We start from the raw sequence: 17433 nt of genomic DNA, 5'->3' as shown, positions 1-17433 counted from the left end.
CCAACGGCAGCAGGGGCAACCTAATCCTGGCGAGACACCCGCACCAGTCGGAAGCCGACGATCGTCTCGATGAACGAGAGCACCAGGACGATGACCGCCACAGCCATCCCGTTCTGGCTTCCGCTCGCCGCGCTGAGCACGAAGACTCCCATGCTCCCGATCACGCCGACGACGGCCGTGAGGAGGGCGAGAAGGGTCAACGGTCCCGCCGCGGGCAGCTTCGCGGCAGCCGATCGTCCGAGCTGGAAGCCGTATCCGGCGAGCAGAAAGCTGAGGACGGCCACCACGGCTGCGACCAGGCCACCGCCGAGCAGAGCCCCTTCCGCCGAGGCGTTGGCGAGTGCCAGGAGCGCAGCGATTGTCGCGAACGCGCCGACGACAACGGAGACGATGGCGGGCACACGCGGGCGCGCCGTCCGGACTGCCCCGCTCATCAGGCGGTCGCGATCGACGGCCAGGTGGTGATGCCGGCCGACGTCGACGTCATGGTCGAACGCGCCTGCCCCGCCGACACGTACAGGATGGTGACGCCGGCACCGGCAGCGACGAGGAAGGTCGCGATGCCGAGACCGACGAGCACCGGAGCCGCCGGCAAGCCGATGATGGTTCCCGTCGCCACGGCCGCGCCGGCAAGAGCGCCGAGGAGCGTGAGGATGGCGACGGCGATGGCACCCCAGAAGGCGGCGATCGCCACCGCCAGCCCGCTCATGGCGTTGCCGATGTTCTCCGCGTAGTCGGACATGATCGATGTGTTGGCCCGGCGCTGCGGCTCGAGCGACTGCTGGTACTGGTCCGCGGCGCGCCCTGTCCACCGGTCGTCCACCGACAGGTTCGCGTCGACGATCGTGTCATTGATCCGCGACACCTGACCACCTACCCGCTTCCAGCCGTCGGCCGCGCCGTTGAGCACGAAGGGGTTGCCGAGATAGCTCAGCTTGTCCGCCAGCCAATCCCACATCTCCTGGATCTTGGTCAGCGTGGTGTCCCACGCGTCCTTGACCCGGTCGGCGACCCAGCTCAGGTACGCGGGGATGGTGCGGAGCGCCGCGTTGATCAGGCGCACGATCTCGTCGAGCTTCTGCTTGACCTTCTCCAGCAGTTCGAGCACTCGGTCAATGACGGGGTTCATCGTTGTCGTCTCGCCTTCGGTCAGACTGCCGGTTGCCAGATCCGATAGAGCTCGGACTGGGTGATGTCTTCGTAGCGCTCGAACTGATCGCGGACGGCGCGCAGCGCAGCCGCGCCCTCGCTCGTCCTGGTCGCACCGTCGGTGAGCAGTTGCTGCACGCGGGAATGCAGCTCCGCATAGAGGTCGGCCAGGTCGATCGCCGCGAACGAGAAAGCGCCGCGGTTCACCTCGATCCCCGCGATCTCCCCAGCGCTGGACTGCAGGGTGGCGGACGCCTCGTCCCACAGCGTGGCGTCTTTCGTCAGCGCTTCGAAACTGAGCGCGATCTCCGGATCCATCTCATTCCTTCCCACTGACGAACGCCACGAAAGCGTCCGGATCATCGACGAAACGGCCGTACTTCTCGAGCGGGCTGCCATCGAGCGCCCCCGCGTCCCGGGTCGCCCGGGTCTTCTCGAAAGCCTCGCGGAGTGTGTCGTTCAGCTCGCGCGAGATCTGGGCGCCGGAAGACCGCTCGGCCCAGTTCGGTGAGAGCGAGACCGCGACGAGGTGCCCGCCCGCGGACAGCTCCACGGTGAGGTGCCGGGAGAGCGGTGCGACCTCCTCGGTCTGTCGTCCCCGGCTGAGAGCGTCCGCGAAAGTCGCGTCGATGTTGGCGGAGACGTCGTCGAGGAAGGCGAGCATGTTCTCGAGAGCCCTCTCCACCGCGGGCGTGGTCTCCGGCTCCGCGAGGAGCGCCTCCTGCAGCTTCGCCGCCACCGAGTCGTGCGTCGAGGGGATCGGCGAGGGGCGATGATCCTGTTCGGCCGCGTCGCCGATGTTGGCCGCCCACGCCTCGACCCTGGCGGCGCTCAAGCCTTGGAAGGCGGCGACGATGCGGTCGCCGAGAGCCGACGGTTCGATGCCGTCACGCCAGCGGTCGGCGATCTCGACGGAGAGCACTCCGTCTTCGTCGATCTGCGCCGTCACCAGGCCTGCCTCATCGGTGAAGGAGGCGGGAACAGCCCGCGCGGACGCATCGGCGAACATCTTCGCCTGACTGTCCACCTCGTCGCGCAACTCGAAGAACCGTTCCGCATCGTCGCTCATCGACTATCCCCCCTCAAGGCGTTTCCTCGTCCACCATACAGAGCCTCCCGGCCGGCGTGGAGATCCTCAGCCGAAGACGACGAAGCCGAGCGCGACGAGCCCGACGACCGACACGACGCTCGCCCCGACGGTCGCAGCAAGGGTGATGATGCTCCACCGCTGCGCCTGCTTGGCGACGGACGGCAGCCCGGGCTCCACCACGCGCGTGGGAGCGGCCGCCCCGACGACGACGGGCGGAGCGACGGGAGTGCGCGGTGCCGGCCGGGGCTTGTAGATCGCAGGAGCCGGTGCGCCATCCGGGGCGGCGAAGGAATCGACGTGGAACCGCGGTTCGGCGGCCTGGGGTGCGGTGCCGTCGCCCTCTGCGGCGGCGCCCTTCTTCCGCCGCAGGCGTCGAGCCGGACGCGCGACCGCCACGGTGGCGTCCTCGGGGACGTCGGCCGCCGGAGGGGTGGAGCGATCGACGACCACGGTCGCGTCGTCGATGGCCTCGCCCGCGGCGTCCTCGGGCCCGGCATCGTCCGGCTCATCGGTGATGGCGCCCTCGGACGCGTCCTCCGCGGCATCGTCGGTTCGGTCGGGAGCCGGAGCCGTCTTCGCGCGATCCACCACGATGGTGGCCTCATCGACGGCGGCCGATGTGTCATCGGCCGCCGGGGGAACCGGGTCCGCCGCTCCGGCCCGCCGGCGGTCTCGGCGTGTCAGGATGACGGTCTCCTCGACCTCGTCGTCGCTCATCGCGCGCGCACCGGGACCGTCGTGCCCTCGAGCATCGAATCGGTGACGGCGGACACGGCGGCCCGTCCGCCCGTGGCGTCGTCGGGACGCGTGCGTGCGCCGCCGGAGACGACGTCGATCACCAGGACGGAGACGTTGTCGCGCCCTCCGCTCTGCAGCGCGCGGCGGACGAGGGCCGCCGCCGCGGTCTCCGGGCGACCGTTCATGGTCAGCGTCGCGCGGATGGCCTCATCGCTCACCTCGCCGGTCAGCCCGTCGGAGCACAGCAGGAGCCGCTCGCCGTCGACGACGGGGAGCAGCCAGCTGTCCGCCGTGCTGTCCGGGGCCCCGACCGCGCGCGTGATGACGTTGCGGCGCGAGAACGAGGCCAGGTCTTCGGGGCGGAGCTCACCGGCATCGACGAGCTCCTGTCCGAGGGAGTGGTCGATCGTGAGCTGCGCCAGCTCGGTGCCGTGGTGCCGATACACCCGGGAGTCCCCGACGTTGAAGACGAGCCAGTGCGGCGCCCCCTCGTGCTCCACGAGGGCCACACCCGTCACGGTGCTGCCCGCCCCGCGCTTGTGCGCGGCGGCGATGTCCTCGACCACGGCTGCGGCTCGACTCAGGGCGTCGCTGATGTCGCCGACATCGACCGGCAGTCCGCGCAGCGGCTCGAAGGCGGCGACGACAGCCGCGCTGGCGCGATCACCGGCGTCGTGCCCACCCATGCCGTCGGCGACCAGGAAGACCGGACGCGCGTCGAGGACCGCGTCCTCGTTGGCCGTCCGCGTGAGCCCGGTGTCGGTCAGCGCGGCGACCCGGAGGACGACGGATTCCACGGTCACGAATCGCGCTCCGCGACGACGTGCATGCCCACTTCTCCCAGGATGAACCGCCCGGTGCCGACCACGCTCTCCCCGGCATCCAGGAGCGTCTCCGAGCCGTCGTCCCCGACCACCACGACGCCGTTGGTGGCGTGCAGGTCGGTCAGGCGCCACTCGTCCTCCTGCACCACCAGGCGGGCGTGGGTCTTCGACAGCGTGCGGGTGGTGTCCGGGATGGCCAGCCGCTGCTCGCCCGGTTCCCCGGTGGGGTTCCGGCCGATCACGACGCTCGCGCCGGACAGCGAGAACCGACGACCGTCGTCCAGCACGAGGACGCGCCGCACCCCGCGCTTGCGGGCGACGACCACCGTGGCGTCGAGGTCGTCGTCGGTGGGACGCGGCGTCACCACGGTCTTGTCGACATCGGCGACCAGGCCTTCGGGCGCAGCGGGAGCAGGTACCGGCACGCTCTGTCCTGCTGCGGGGGAATCGGTCGCAGACGGAACAGGGCGGATCATGGGCATAGGCGGGGCTTCGGGCTGACCGCCGTCGCGGAACGAGGGCGGCACGGGTCGGACGACACGGTTCGCCTCCGGAGCCGGCGCGGGGGCAGCGGGCTCCTCGCTCGGCGAGGAGTCCACGGAGGGAGCAGGGGCCGGCGCGGGCTGCGGGGCGGCGGGCGGTACGTCGCCCATCGCGGCCATGATGCCGGTCGTCGGCAGCGCGGGAGTGGGGGGCGTCGGCTGTGCGGCCGGGGACGGTGGTGTCGGAGCGGCCGCAGGCGGAAGCACGGGCGCCGCAGGCTGAACCGGGGCAGCAGGCGGAATCGAGGCAGCCGGCGGAACGGGAGCAGCCGCGGGAGACGGCGCGGGCGGCGCCGGTGGTGCGAACGACGGAGACGGTGTCGCGGACGACGGAGCCGGCGGCGCGGCAGGCGGAGCGAAGGCCGGCGGAGCGAACGACCTCGGTGCCGGGGGCTCGCCCTGCGGCGCACCCGCGGTCGGCGGGGCACTCGCTGCAGGAGCGACCGCGGACGGCGCGGCGTAGTCCGGGAAGATCAGCGGCGGCGCCTCCGGCGATCCGTTACCCGCGGGAGCGAGGGAGGGGATCGTGTACCCCGACGCGTCGCGCGCGGGGGCCGCGGAAGGCGGGGCGCTGCGCCGCGGACCCGGCTGGAGGGCCGCGAGACGATCCCCCTCCGGGTAGGGCGCCGGGCCCCATGCGAGCACGGTCGCCCACACCGGCGGCAGGAGGATGGCGAGCACGGTCATGCCGGCGCCCCGCCCGAAGCGCCGGTTGATGCGATGAGTGGCGACGACCTTGAGGTAGATGCCGTAGATCTGCACGAGCGGGATGAAGTAGAACACCACCGACCAGGCGGGCACTCCCCCTCGCGCGAGGATCTCGGCCTCGTTGAGGACGGGCACCCAGCCCTTCCAGCCCTCCCCGTCGATGCGGGGGAACAGGCGCGACAGCGCGAGGGCGTACCAGACGTAGACGGCCAGGCCGACGAGCAGCCCGAGTCCGACGATGATGACGAGCATCGTGGCCAGACCGGAGTCCGCGGGCGCGGTCATGAGTCCCCCTTCTTCCGGTCATCCAGTGAACCGGTCCATCCGAGCGTACCGAGCGCGGGTCGCGCGCCGAAGCCGGGGAGGCGCAGGGAGCGCGTCCTGGCGACGAAAGACGTCGGCCGCACCCGGGTCAGAAGACGCTGCCATCGAGTCCCCGCCTTCGCCAGTTCCGCCCGCTCCGCATCCACGATCGCCCAGGCGGCCGTCGCTTCGTCGGAAGTGGGCGGGTGCTCGGCGAAGACAGCGCGGTCGACCAGAGCAGCCAGCCGCTGTGCTGCCACGCGACCGGTCGTCTGCGCGCGCTGCATCCTCGTGCCCTGCGCGTCCATGGGCACGTCATGGTCGGCGTACACGTCGGCGAGCTCTTCCCAGGCTCCGGCCAGGCGCACCTCGGGGTCTGCGGCCGTGCGCCGCGCATGCCCGCGCCGGCTCTTCGCGCCCACGAGCACGAGGAACGGCAGAACGAGCAGCAGCAGGGCAAGAAGCCCGAGACCCACTCCACGGAGGATCGGCAGCAGGAAGGCGAGGACCTCCGAGGCGGGCTCCTCCAGCGGGGGCGCATCGTTGTTCGCGTCGCTCTGCGCCTGCGGGGGATCCAGAGCCTCGGACCGCGGCTGCTCCGGAACCGTGGGGTGCTCCGGGAGCTGCTCACCTTCGGTGATGGCGCTCGGCAGCATGGCATACTGCGGCGTCGCGTCGACGGGGATCCACTCGCCGCCCGAGGCGCGCACCTCGACCCAGGCGCTCATGTTCGCGCCGGTGCACACGTCGGTGCACGCCGGGATCCCGGGGACCTCTTCGGCCGCCGCGAGTCGCGCTCCCACCACCACACGGGATTCCAGGCCCCAGTGCTGCGCGAGGAGGGCCGCGGCCACGGAGAACTGCTCGTCGTCGCCGACCGCCGCCACCAGCAGCTCCGGGTCGGCGTCGGGACCCGCCCGACGCTCCTGCTCGGTGAGCTCGGTGAACAGCTCCTCGATGCGGGCTGCGGAGTGACCGGCATAGCTGGGAGCGAAGGCGTAGCCCTCGGACTCCTGGAGAGCCGCGATCCACCCCGTGGCAGCGGCGTCCTCGAGCAGCGCGTGGCTCAGGTAGCCCCGGGATCGGAGACGGTCGACCACCTCGAGGTAGCCGGCACCGGTGCGGGGCTGCTCCTGCATCTCCGCCCATTCGACCAGCGCGGGGTATCGATCGGCATCGAGGGTCGACCGGCTGCCCTGGAGAGCGGTCACCGCGTCCGGTGCACCGGGCGCATCGACCAGCACCGAGTAGCGATCACCGGGCACGAGACCCTCCCCGCCGCCGGGCGCCTCCGCGATCGTGATGGCGGTGTCACCGTCATCGTTCACATGGAACCCGTCGGCGAGCGCGTCCGCACGCTCGCCGGAGAACGCAGGTGCCTCGGCGAGACCGGCGGGCGACGGAACCCAGATGCCCCGGTAGGCCTCGCCGATCGTGATCTCCAGCGTGACCCGGCCGGAGCCCGGGAGCGCGGAGCGCGGCAGACGGCTGAAGCGGTCATCGGCGTCGATGTGGAAGTCCTCGCCGTCGTACGCGTCGAGGGTGACGAAGCGGATGCGGTCCACGGCGCCCGGGTCGCCCTCCAGCTCCACCACCGGAGTGTCCAGGGTGTCGCCGGAGAACCAGGAGCGGTAGGAACTGAGCGGACTCGGCTGCTCCTGCACCACGACCTGCGGCTCGATCTCGTCGCGCAGCACCGAGCGGTCGGACCAGCCGGCCGCCGCCGGGGTGATCGCGAAGCCGGCCCCCAGGGCGACGACCGCCAGCGCCCCGGCGAGCAGGTGCCGGCGGGCGGTGAGCCAGACGGGGGTCGCCCGCCGGGAGATGTTGGCCGCGGCCACGGTCCGCAGCGCGGCGGCGCGCTGCAGGCGCGTACGACCGACGAGCCACACCAGGGACACCACGAAGACCGCCACCCCGACCAGCCATTCCCGCGGTGCGGGAAGCTCGATGCCGGCCACCGAGGCCGGGGAGGACGTGCCGCTCACACCGAAGGCGACGCCGAAGACGCTCATGGCCACGACCACGGGGACCGCTGCCACCGCCCGCTTGCCGCCGCTCCAGACGAAGAGCGTGGCGAGGAAAGCCCCGAACAGCATCACCACGAGGAAGGGGATGAGCACCGCCTGATACTCCCCCAACGGCGGGTTCAGAGTGAGCATCTGCTTCCAGCCCAGCACGACCCCGAGCACGGCATCCCGCACACCGCCGAAGAATGCGGGGACAGAGGTGAGAGCGGACGGGATGGCGAGCGGCACCGCGACCACCAGGTACACACCGACGGCGGCGAGCGCCCCGAGCAGAGTGCCCCAGCGCAGGACACGCGTGACGACGGCGACGGCCATGCCGAGGAGGCCGCCGATGATCCCCACCGCGAGGGCTCGGGATGACTCGTAGACCGGCCAGGCGGCCACCGTGGCGAGCAGGACGCCGACCAGGACGTACCCCAGCGACCAGAGGGTCAGGGCAGAGGGCGGGGAGCCCCGTCGTGATCCAGCGCGTCCGCGCTTCGGCCCGGCCGCGCTCATCGCAGCGCTCCTCGGGCGAGCATCTGCGGGAGATCGCCCAGTGCACCGAGGGTCATCACCGCGAGCTCCCTGGCCGTCCGCATCGTCGGCTGCGCGCCGAGTTCACTGCGCACCGCGACCGCCTCCACGGCAGCCGGGAGCTTCACCGCCGCGTGGCGCAGACGCTCGATCGGCAGGAGGGAACCGGTGAGCAGGAAGCCGATGGAGAGGTCGGGGTACGACTGCGCCGTGAGAGCGGTGACGGCCTCGAGCCTCATCACCCGCGCCGTCTGATCGATCGTGGAGGTCGCGTCGAGGAGCGCCTTGGGAGTCACCGTCGGCAGCGTGCGGATCGACAGCACCTCCGCACGGCCGTGCTCCGGGATCTCGTTGCTCACGGAGAACAGCACGTCCCTGCCGTCCCGCACACCCTGCAGCGCCAGCGAGGCGGCCGCGCTGACGGTGTTCTCGAACTCGTCGTCGTCGGCATACGACTCCGGATCGAGATCCAGGATGACGGCGATGCGCGCGTGCCGGGACTCCTCGTACTGCCGCACCATGAGGGTGCCCGTCTTCGCCGTGGACTTCCAGTGGATGTGGCGCGGCGAGTCGCCGACGACGTACTCGCGCACGGCATGGAAGGAGAGGTCGGCGTCCACCAGAGTGGTGCTCGGCGTGCCCTCGAGGTCGCGGATCAGTCCCGCACTGGTGCTGGGGAGCCGCACGGTCACCGGGTGCACGTGGATGCGCTGCACGTCCGGCCACCGGAGCTCGCGGCGGAGGATGCCGATCGGGTCGCCGCGAGTGATGGTCATCGGGCCGACGTCGATGACGCCGCGGCGGTGCGCGGCGATGGTCAGCTCTTCCCGATGATGCGCACCCGGCCGCAGCAGCGGCACGTGCGCCTCGACGAGGCCCTCACCGACCGGCACGTCCACGACGCCGGGGAGCGAGAGGCGCTCGCCGTTGTTGCGGACGTCCAGGGTCGCACCGATCTCGGCGCCCGCGACCACGCGGTCGCGGTCGAGCACGAGATCGATCCGGTAGTCGTGGGCGCCGAGGATGAACGGCACACAGGCCACCAGCAGCACGAGCGCGATCGTGGCGACCGCCCAGGCCTCCACCCAGCCGAACAGCACCCCGGCGAGCACGCCGAGCACCACGGCCACGGCGACGAGCATGCCCGCCGTGGTGACCGTCTCACGGACCCAGCCGACCGTGGCCCTGGTCGCGCGCCCCACGGAGCGGACCACCCGACGCGCGCCGAAGACCGCGCCGCGCACGGGACCGCGGCGCGTGCGGTCGTAACGCGTGACGGTGGACGTCCGCGTCGACGTGCTCGTGCCCGCGGTCGTGCGCGTCAGGCGGGATTCGGTGCTGAAGGTCACGCAGTGCCGTTCTCGCGTGGGGGTTCGACGTCGAGGAGGATCTGCCCGACGACGGCCACAGCCGTCACCCCGTCGAACTCGGCCTCCGGCTCGAGCACGAGGCGGTGCGCGAGGGCGACGACGGCGAGCTCGCGCACGTCGTCGGGCGTCACGAACGTGCGCCCGTTCTTGGCCGCCCACGTCATCACCAGCCGGGACAGCGCGAGGGCGCCGCGCACACTGGCGCCGAGACGGACCTCGGACGCCCGCCGCGTGGCGTCGACGATGCGCATGATGTAGTCCGACACCAGCGGGTTCACGTACACCCCGCGCGACATCTCCGCCATCGTCAGGATCGTGTCGGTGTCGACGATGCCGTCGAGCACCGTCTTCGGCCGGCCGGCGCCCTGCAGGATGCGCATCGTCGCGGCCTCGTCGGGGTAGCCGATCGAGGTCTTGATCATGAAGCGGTCGAGCTGGGCCTCCGGGAGCCGGTAGGTGCCGCCCTGCTCGATGGGGTTCTGCGTCGCCATCACGAGGAACGGGGAGCCGACGGACCGGGTGACGCCGTCGACCGTGACCGTGCCCTCCTCCATGACCTCCAGCAGCGCGGACTGGGTCTTCGGGCTCGCCCTGTTGATCTCGTCGGCGAGCACGATGTTCGCGAAGACGGGCCCCGCGTGGAACTCGAACGTGCCCTCCTTCTGGTCGTAGACGGTGATGCCGGTCACATCTCCCGGAAGGAGATCGGGCGTGAACTGGATGCGGCTGCTCGTCCCGTTGACCGTCTGCGCGACGGCGCGGGCGAGGGCCGTCTTGCCGGTTCCCGGGTAGTCCTCCAGGAGGACGTGGCCTCCGCTGACGGCGGTGGCGAGCACGAGCTCGACCACGTGGCGCTTGCCGAGGATCGCCTGCTCGATGTTGCCGGTCAGGATCGAGAACGTCTCGGCGAACCAGGAGGCCTGCTCGGGAGCGATGGTGACGGGGGCTGCTGCGGTGGCTGGCATAGGGAAAGAGTATTCGTGTCGGTGTGCTCGGCGGTCAGGGGCACAGGCCCGTGATGCGATGCGTGATGGGGGTCAGGGTGGCGAAGGCTCCGGTCCACGTGATCTTCGCGTCGAAGGTGCCGGGGGTGTCGACCAGGGGCGTCACCTCGAGGATGTACGAGCCGCGTGCCGCGGCGGACACCGTCACGACATCGCCCTCGACGACGGGCATGCAGGGCTGGAACACGGCGTTGACGACGGTCGGCGCGGTCGTCGCGGTGATGTTCACCTCTCCGGAGCACGAGCCGGTCTGCGTGGCATGGCAGGCGCGGGCGCGGACCTGCCCCGGGGACGAGTCCGGGGTGAGGGCGAAGTCGCCGACCCACTGTCCGTACATGTAGTACTGCGGCACGAAGCCGTTCTCGACGTCGATGCGCGGCGCCGAGGCCAGACCGTAGTCATAGCGGTTCCCGTCGCGCCGGGGGTCCTTCGCGACCGTGTAGGTGGTGTCACCGCCGGGGCCGTCGACGAACGTGAACGTGAAGACGGTTGTCGTGGACGACTCGGCCACGCCGTAGCCGTTCGATGCGCACGCCTTGACGTAGTACAGCTGGTACGGCCGCAGCCCCTGCAGAGAGGGGGACTCGGACCGCACCTCGCCGCCGGAGACCGACAGCGTGCCGTCTCCGTTCGCCGTGCAGCTGACGCTGCCCGATCGCCACGCGACATAGGTGACCTGGACGCCCCTGGTGCTGCCGTTCGCCTGTGCCGCGATGCCGGAGACGTTCACCGCCGTGTTCGAGACCGCCGTCGCCTGCGTCGTCGCCGGGTCGAAGTACACGGAGCCGGCGACGGTCACGGATGTACGGAACCCGCCGCCTTCGTTGCCGCCGCCGGTGGGCGGCTGGAACTGGCTGATCGGGACGATCGTGAGCGTCTGCGCCCCCGGCGACAGCGAGATATCGGCCGTGGTGGTCGCCCCCGTGCGATTGATGACCTCGCCCGTCTCCTCGATCCGGAAGGAGACAGCATCGTCGGCGGCGTCGATCGATACCCGCACCGCCCCGCGCCCGCGGTCGGAGACCCCCGGTCGATACTCCGGCGTGGCCGTCGCGTTCGCCACGACCGGGGCGGCGTAGGCCCAGCTCGTGTGCGGCGAGGTGGACGCCGAGGTGCCGACGGCGTTGACCGCTGCAGCCGTGAAGGTGTGCGGCGCGCCGTTGGTCAGGCCGTTCACCGTGCAGCGGTACACAGCACCGGCCGGACTGCAGGAGGCATTGGCCGCCGCCCCGTCCTGGAGGATGGTCACGCCCGACACCGCGGGGTGGGCGCGGCGCGCCTCGCCGAGCGGCACCTCCAGCACGACCGTCGAGCGGGTGAAACCCACGGTGGTCACGCTCGCCGGCGCCTGCGGGAATCCCTGCAGGTCGAGCGTGAGGGTGCCCGTGCCGGTTCGCCCCTGCGCGTCGGCCACGACGAACGAGACCACGCACTGCCCGCCCGGCGCCTGCCCGCCACCGGGCCAGCTCGCGGTGATCGTCTTGGAGCCCGCCGTCGAGAACGAGGCGACGTCGCAGCGCGATCCCGCCCCGAGCGACATCAGTCGCAGCCCGGATCCCGGCTTGCCGGCGAAGGGATCGTACTCGCCCGCCACATCGACGACGTCGATCGAGCAGCGGGCGCTGGTGACGACGCACTGCTTCGTGAAGGTCGCTCCCCGCGGGGCGTCCGGTGGGGCTGCGCCCACGACCAGACGCACGGAGGCTGAGGGCTGTCCGTACTGCGGCACGGTCACGCTGACGTTCTCGGTGTTGCCCGGTCGCGCGTCGGCGCGCGCCTCGATCGTCAGCTTCGCCCCGCTCTGCGTGACCACGAACGCCGAACCCGAGTACACGATCCGGTACTCGAGGGAGCCCGCGTTGCCCTCGCGCCCGCCTTCCCACGCGGCCATGTTGGCGTAGAGGTCGACGCTCTCCGTGGCTCCCGGCGCGATCGTGTGCGAGATCGAGGAGAGCAGCAGCTGCGGTTCGGACGGACGGATGCTGACCGGGACGTCGATGTAGGACCAGCGCTTCTGTCCGTCCAGACGCACCGGGATCAAGCAGGTGTCCGACCACGGCGCCTCACGACCGGCACGGTACTCCGCCTTGCGGGGGCCATCGGCCGCGCACGACGCCGCAGCCCGTTGCGCGGTGAACGCTCCGGAGCCGATCTCCACGGCATCCGATGACGGCAGATCGAGGTAGTCCGGCACCGCGAAGCTGACGGCCGCGTCCTCATCGACGACGACCGGCGTCGCGCCGGGGACGAGCTGGACCTGCATGTCGTCGAACGCCGGGATCCGCAGGAAGCCGTAGGCGGTCACGTCCCGTCCGCCGGCGGCGTTTCCGGTGAGCTGGAAGGGCACCAGTGCGCCCTCCTTCGGAGCGGGGCCGATGATCCGGTTCCCCTTCACCGTGTACCCGGCCTGATCGCCCCACAGGCTCAGACGGAGCGACGAGACGTCGCCGGACGGCCAGCGCACCCGGTCCGTGACGACGTCGAGGCCACCGTCCACGAGGTCGTCCCGGTCGCGCGCCGTGAGCACCGTGTCCGTCACGACCGGCTGATCGGCGACCGTGCCCTCGGTCACGGTCAGCACGATGAGGCCCTGTGCCGTGCTCCCGGTCCGCGTCGACTTCACGGTGTAGAAGTAGGAGTTCGTCCCCGCCGTCTCCCCGGCGCGCAGCACGACGCGCCCGTCCTTCAGGGAGGTGTCGGAATCGATCAGTGCATTCAGCCGCTCGTACAGCGGGTTCCCCTTGACGGGGGGCGCGTTCGGGACGAGCGCGGTGATCTCGAGCTCGCTCTGCGCGGGGTCGAGGTCGTTGGACCGGGGGTCCAGCACGACCGGTGTGCGGGACCCCGCCTCGACCCGGACGTAGTCGCTGAACGTCACCGGAGCGGCGTCCTCGACATCCGCGTCCAGGACGCCGATGCGGACCGCGCCGCTGCCTTCCTCACCCTGCGGGTCGCGCACGGTGTACCGGAACGACACCTGTCCGCCGTCCACTCCCCCGGCCGGGGCCCGGTACACGATCGCCTCGCCGCTGGCCGAGATGGTCGCCGTGCCCCCGCCCTTCTTCGGCTGGTCGACGCCGGACAGCACCACCCGGTCCCCGTCTCCGTCCATCCCGGTCGTGGGTACCGGAATCGTCACGGTCTGCCCGCTGAGGACGCGACCGGTGAGAGCGATCGGCGTGGGAGCGCGGTTCGTCCCGGGCGGCACGACGGTGACCGTCACGACGCCGTCGTCGGAGAGGGAGGGGTTCCGTTCGAGCGAGACCGAGTACGTCAGCCGATAGGTGCCTGGCGTCTTCGGCGCCAGGTAGCGCAGCGCGTTGCGGTCGGCGAAGACGAGTTCGTCCGGTTCGCCCGACCCCGTCACCTCCGGGAGCACCAGGAGCGGCTCCCCGCGGGGGGCGACGTCATTGGCGGCGACCTCGATACGCGTGAGCGAGCCCGCCCGCACCGTCACCGCGTCCGGGAAGACGATCGGGCGGGTGACGGTGGACGGCGGGGTGAGGAACACGCTCACCGTGCCCTGGACGGCCCCGCCCGCGCCATCCGCGACCGTGACGGTGGCCTTGCCGATCAGGCCGGGCTCGCCGTCCTCCGTCGTCCCGTTCACCCGCAGGCTCTCGTTCCCGACCACGCGCACGTTGAGCTGCGGGGTGGAGCTCACGGCGTCGGACAGCAGCAGCACCCGTCCGCTGGTGTTCTGCACCGCGCGGAGCACATCGACGGTCGTGTCCTCGCCCTCGCGGACGAACGCCGTCAACGGCGCCATCGCGAGCGCTGCGGAGCCGTCGACCGCCGTGACGCGGATGACCGCCGACTGCTCCGCCTGGGTCGTGGCGTCCTGCGCGGTGTACGTGACCACGTACTGGCCCGGCTCCGCCGCGGTCAACTCCACGGTTCCCGCGGCCGCGTTGGGGGTGACCTCGAAGCCCTGCGCAGTCGCGGCGGTCTGGACGGCGTCGACGAGGCGATACGACCCGGAGCCCCCGGACAGATGGTCGGAGATGCGGATGGACTGCCGCTCGCCCACGCGCGCGGTCACCGCGACGGCCGATGCCTGGAGGGCAGGGCTGCCGCTGACCTGGACTTCGAGGGTCTTCTCTGCGGTCGCACCGTGCACGTCCTGCACCACCACCGTGACCGGGATCACGGCATCCGCGGCGTTCGGGTCGGTGTGCCGGATGGCGACGCGGCCGTCGTCCGTCGGCGCCACCATCACCGGTGCCGAGGGATCCGTCTCGTAGGCGTCGCTCAGGATGAAGGCATCACCCTCGGGGTCGACCCAGCCGGAGAGCGCTGAGACGATCGTGCTGCCGCCGGCGAGGATCTGCGGCGTCGGCCACTCCTGCTTGCAGGCGTCGACGCCGCACCAGACCGGGGCGGAGTTGACTCCTGGATCGACGACCGTCAGCGTCACGGTCGCCGGCGGCGAGACGGCCGCGCCGTCCGTCACGGCGTACGTGAAGCTCGCCTGGCCCGAGCCCGCCTTCACATCGACGACCAGCGACTGGCCGTCCGCCACGAGCGCCAATTCCCCGAATGCCGGATCGCTCAGGCCTGCCGCGACGGACTCGGGATCGATCGTGAGGACGTCCTTCTTGTTCGGGTCGTGATCGTTCAGGAGGACCGGCAGGAGGACCTGCTCCCCCGCACGCACACCGAACGCGTCGTCGACGGCCACCGGCGGAAGCTGCTCCGCCACGTCCTCGACGACGATCGTGCCCTCCTGCTGCTCCGTGTCGTCCTCGATCTTCCACTGCTCGAGCGGGATCAGCACGCCGTCCGGCGCCGTCCAGATGAGGCCCGTCCCGGTCTCGACCAGCACCGCGCGATCGCCGTTGCCCTGGAAGACCGGGTCGATGGCGGCCGCGTCGAGCGTCTCGTCCGGGACCTGCAGCGGGGTGGTCTCCCCCGCGCTCCACAGGGTTCCGCCGCCGCTGTCGAGCCACGCCGCGTAGGTCTCCCCCCGGACCGTGACCGGAGCGGAGGGGACGCCGGAGGCCTCCGCCACCCGGTCGGCCTCTCCGGACGCGAGGTCGACGGAGACGAGGCCGTCCGAGTCCGCGACGAGCACCGCGTCGCCCTCGGCGGCTCCACGCTGCAGGCGTGCGTCCTCGGCGACGTCGAGCGTGACCGCCGCATCGCGACCGGAGAGCCACAGCTCGCCGGAGGTCGGCTGCAGCATCGCCCAGCGTTCCCCGACGACCGCGATCGCCAGGCCCTCCCCGGCTTCCGGCGCATCGGCCACGGGTGACTCATCCCCCAGGAACCGGTGCTCGTCGATGTCGAAGCGGCGCACGGCCCCCTCGTCCGCCGAGTAGAGGACGAGCAGGCCATCCGGCGACAGCCCGATGGCATCGGCGGTGTACGTCGGCGGGTCCTCCCCCTCCTCGACCTCGACCTCCGCGAAGGGGTCGACGAGGGCCGTGCCCGCCCCCGGTGCGAGGGTCGACACCGACACCTGCCCGGTGTCGGTGCGGTAGGCCACGTAGACCCCGGCGGAGAGGACGTCGCGGGTCCCGGCGGGGGTCGGCTGCGAAGCGAGCGGGGTCCCCTCTTCAGAGCTGTCGGAGAGCAGATCGGCGGGGCTGGCCGGATCGACATCCCACCGCTGCCGGTTCCCCTGTGCGTAGAGCACAGTGCTGGAGCCGCTCTGCCAGACCGCCTCAGGGTCATCGACATCGCGGACGGTGTCGATCTCGGCGAGCTCGGTGTTGACGCGCGCATACTGCCCGCTGTCGCGCATGACCCAGACCGCCGGTTCGAGACGCGGCACCTCCTGCGACTGATACCCCTGCGCCGTCACCGCGAGCGCCACGACGACCACGAGCGCGATGATCCCCGAGATCAGCGCGATCAGCTTGCCCCTGGGCGGGGTCGCCGCCTCGGCGGCGGTGCGGTTGCCTGCCGCCATCAGAGGATCCCTGTGAGGAACAGGACCGCGGTTCCGAGACCCGCGATGACGGCGGCGCCGATCACGGCGCCGACGATACCGACGACCAGGGGGGACCGGCTTCGGCCTCGGGTGCTCGCGGGGATGTCGTCCCGCTCACGGGGTGCGGCCTGCGGACGGGCGGCGCGCGCTGCCCTCCGCGAGTCGGGCGCGACCGTCGTGATGACCGGCCCGCGGACGCTCGTATCCGAGAAGTTCACCGGCGCCGCCGCGGCCCACTCCGCCGACGCCGCCTCGAAGGCCGTCGGCGAGATGCCGAGCTCGTACTGCGCCCAGCGCAGCTTCTCCGCGAACTCCGCCATGCTCGCCGGCCGCTTCGCCGGGTCGCGGTGCATGGCGCTCGCGAAGATGTCGTCGATGATCGGCGGGATGCCGGGGACCGGCACCGCCGTGTACCGCGCCTTGATGATGCGGTCCGTGAGCTGATCGCGCGAGTTCGAGCCGCGGTCGCCGCGTTCGAACGGACTGCGGCCGGCGAGCAGCGTGTACAGCGTCGCGCCGAGGCTCCACACCTCGCTGGGGATGGATCCGGACACGCGCTCCTGCAGCACCTCGGGGGAGCTCCAGGGCACGGACATCGCGATGGTCTCGCCCTCGCCCTCCTCGATGACGGCAGCGGCGATGCCGAAGTCGGCCAGCACGGGCGCGCCGAGCGAGTTGATGAGCACGTTCGAGGGCTTGATGTCGCGGTGCAGCAGACCGGCCCGGTGCACGGTCTCCAAAGCGCCGGCCATGCGGACGCCGATGTCGAGCACCTCCGCGAGTGGAAGCGGGGCCTTCTTGTAGCGCGCGCTCATCGTGTCGGGGCAGTACTCCATCGCGAAGTACGGCCGCCCATCCGCCGAGATGGACGCCTGGTAGATCGTGACGATCGAGGGGTGAGCACTCAGCCGCGCCGAGATGTCGGCTTCCACGTTGAAGGTCTGCAGCACCTCGGGGTTCACGGCATCCGCGAGCAGGACCTTGACGGCGACGACGCGGCGCGGCATGTCCTGTTCATAGAGGAACACATCGGCGAATCCACCGGACCCGAGCGGACGCACATAGCTGTACCCCGCCAGCGTCGGCGGTGTCGCTGCCATGCGCGTTGCCACACCTGCTCCTCACGGTCTGATGGGAGACCGCGCGCCTGCAGCCGCCCGGCGTCGTGCGCCGGGGGATCCCCCGATGTGCCGAGTATATCGGGCGAGGGAGTGTGGCCCCGCT

General features: G+C 71.5%; 12 protein-coding genes. All 12 read right to left on the bottom strand.

Annotated elements, in window-relative coordinates; translation table 11 throughout:
- Positions 1-20: 20 nt before the first annotated feature.
- Complete coding sequence (locus BLU02_RS12295) at positions 21-434, bottom strand: hypothetical protein (protein ID WP_144881419.1); 414 nt, start codon at positions 432-434, stop codon at positions 21-23.
- Entirely contained in the window at positions 434-1129 is a 696-nt protein-coding gene (locus BLU02_RS12290; protein ID WP_139833250.1) for a hypothetical protein, read from the bottom strand. The genes BLU02_RS12295 and BLU02_RS12290 overlap by 1 nt, the downstream gene beginning before the upstream one ends.
- A 20-nt stretch (positions 1130-1149) precedes the next feature.
- The gene (locus BLU02_RS12285) at positions 1150-1467 is read right to left on the bottom strand and encodes a hypothetical protein (RefSeq protein ID WP_060923221.1); all 318 of its coding nucleotides are present in this window, start codon (positions 1465-1467) and stop codon (positions 1150-1152) included.
- A gap of 1 nt (position 1468) precedes the next feature.
- Positions 1469-2218, bottom strand: coding sequence for a SadB/YajI family lipoprotein (locus BLU02_RS12280; protein ID WP_060923220.1), 750 nt, complete (start codon positions 2216-2218; stop codon positions 1469-1471).
- Between the two features lie 66 nt (positions 2219-2284).
- On the bottom strand, positions 2285-2956 hold the full coding sequence (locus tag BLU02_RS12275) for a hypothetical protein (RefSeq protein WP_060923219.1): 672 nt from the start codon (positions 2954-2956) through the stop codon (positions 2285-2287).
- The gene (locus BLU02_RS12270; RefSeq protein WP_060923218.1) at positions 2953-3780 is read right to left on the bottom strand and encodes a PP2C family protein-serine/threonine phosphatase; all 828 of its coding nucleotides are present in this window, start codon (positions 3778-3780) and stop codon (positions 2953-2955) included. The genes BLU02_RS12275 and BLU02_RS12270 overlap by 4 nt, the downstream gene beginning before the upstream one ends.
- Positions 3777-5336: a DUF5684 domain-containing protein gene (locus BLU02_RS17865; RefSeq protein ID WP_083370998.1), complete on the bottom strand. Its 1560-nt coding sequence runs from the start codon at positions 5334-5336 to the stop codon at positions 3777-3779. Before BLU02_RS17865 ends, BLU02_RS12270 begins: the two co-directional genes overlap by 4 nt.
- The gene (locus BLU02_RS12260) at positions 5333-7882 is read right to left on the bottom strand and encodes a transglutaminase TgpA family protein (protein WP_060922369.1); all 2550 of its coding nucleotides are present in this window, start codon (positions 7880-7882) and stop codon (positions 5333-5335) included. The genes BLU02_RS17865 and BLU02_RS12260 overlap by 4 nt, the downstream gene beginning before the upstream one ends.
- Complete coding sequence (locus BLU02_RS12255) at positions 7879-9249, bottom strand: DUF58 domain-containing protein (protein ID WP_060922370.1); 1371 nt, start codon at positions 9247-9249, stop codon at positions 7879-7881. The genes BLU02_RS12260 and BLU02_RS12255 overlap by 4 nt, the downstream gene beginning before the upstream one ends.
- Positions 9246-10235 carry an AAA family ATPase gene (locus BLU02_RS12250; RefSeq protein ID WP_060922371.1) on the bottom strand — a complete coding sequence of 330 codons (990 nt, stop codon included), beginning with the start codon at positions 10233-10235 and terminating at the stop codon, positions 9246-9248. Before BLU02_RS12250 ends, BLU02_RS12255 begins: the two co-directional genes overlap by 4 nt.
- 34 nt (positions 10236-10269) lie before the next feature.
- Positions 10270-16188: an Ig-like domain-containing protein gene (locus BLU02_RS12245; RefSeq protein ID WP_060922372.1), complete on the bottom strand. Its 5919-nt coding sequence runs from the start codon at positions 16186-16188 to the stop codon at positions 10270-10272.
- A complete protein-coding gene (locus BLU02_RS12240) occupies positions 16188-17321 on the bottom strand; it encodes a serine/threonine-protein kinase (protein ID WP_167627851.1) in 1134 nt (377 codons plus the stop codon). The genes BLU02_RS12245 and BLU02_RS12240 overlap by 1 nt, the downstream gene beginning before the upstream one ends.
- Between the last annotated feature and the right edge of the window lie 112 nt (positions 17322-17433).

Source organism: Microbacterium paraoxydans (assembly GCF_900105335.1).
In the GTDB taxonomy this organism is placed as follows: Bacteria; Actinomycetota; Actinomycetes; order Actinomycetales; family Microbacteriaceae; genus Microbacterium; species Microbacterium paraoxydans.
Note: the sequence above shows the minus strand (reverse complement) of the source record. Positions and strands in the feature narration are given on the sequence as shown.

Bases quoted from the DNA above. Each gene is read 5' to 3' on its own strand.
- BLU02_RS12295 (WP_144881419.1), bottom strand. From the start codon at position 434: ATGAGCGGGGCAGTCCGGACGGCGCGCCCGCGTGTGCCCGCCATCGTC.
- BLU02_RS17865 (WP_083370998.1), bottom strand. From the start codon at position 5,336: ATGACCGCGCCCGCGGACTCCGGTCTGGCCACGATGCTCGTCATCATC.
- BLU02_RS12280 (WP_060923220.1), bottom strand. From the start codon at position 2,218: ATGAGCGACGATGCGGAACGGTTCTTCGAGTTGCGCGACGAGGTGGAC.
- BLU02_RS12275 (WP_060923219.1), bottom strand. From the start codon at position 2,956: ATGAGCGACGACGAGGTCGAGGAGACCGTCATCCTGACACGCCGAGAC.
- BLU02_RS12290 (WP_139833250.1), bottom strand. From the start codon at position 1,129: ATGAACCCCGTCATTGACCGAGTGCTCGAACTGCTGGAGAAGGTCAAG.
- BLU02_RS12250 (WP_060922371.1), bottom strand. From the start codon at position 10,235: ATGCCAGCCACCGCAGCAGCCCCCGTCACCATCGCTCCCGAGCAGGCC.
- BLU02_RS12245 (WP_060922372.1), bottom strand. From the start codon at position 16,188: ATGGCGGCAGGCAACCGCACCGCCGCCGAGGCGGCGACCCCGCCCAGG.
- BLU02_RS12285 (WP_060923221.1), bottom strand. From the start codon at position 1,467: ATGGATCCGGAGATCGCGCTCAGTTTCGAAGCGCTGACGAAAGACGCC.
- BLU02_RS12260 (WP_060922369.1), bottom strand. From the start codon at position 7,882: ATGAGCGCGGCCGGGCCGAAGCGCGGACGCGCTGGATCACGACGGGGC.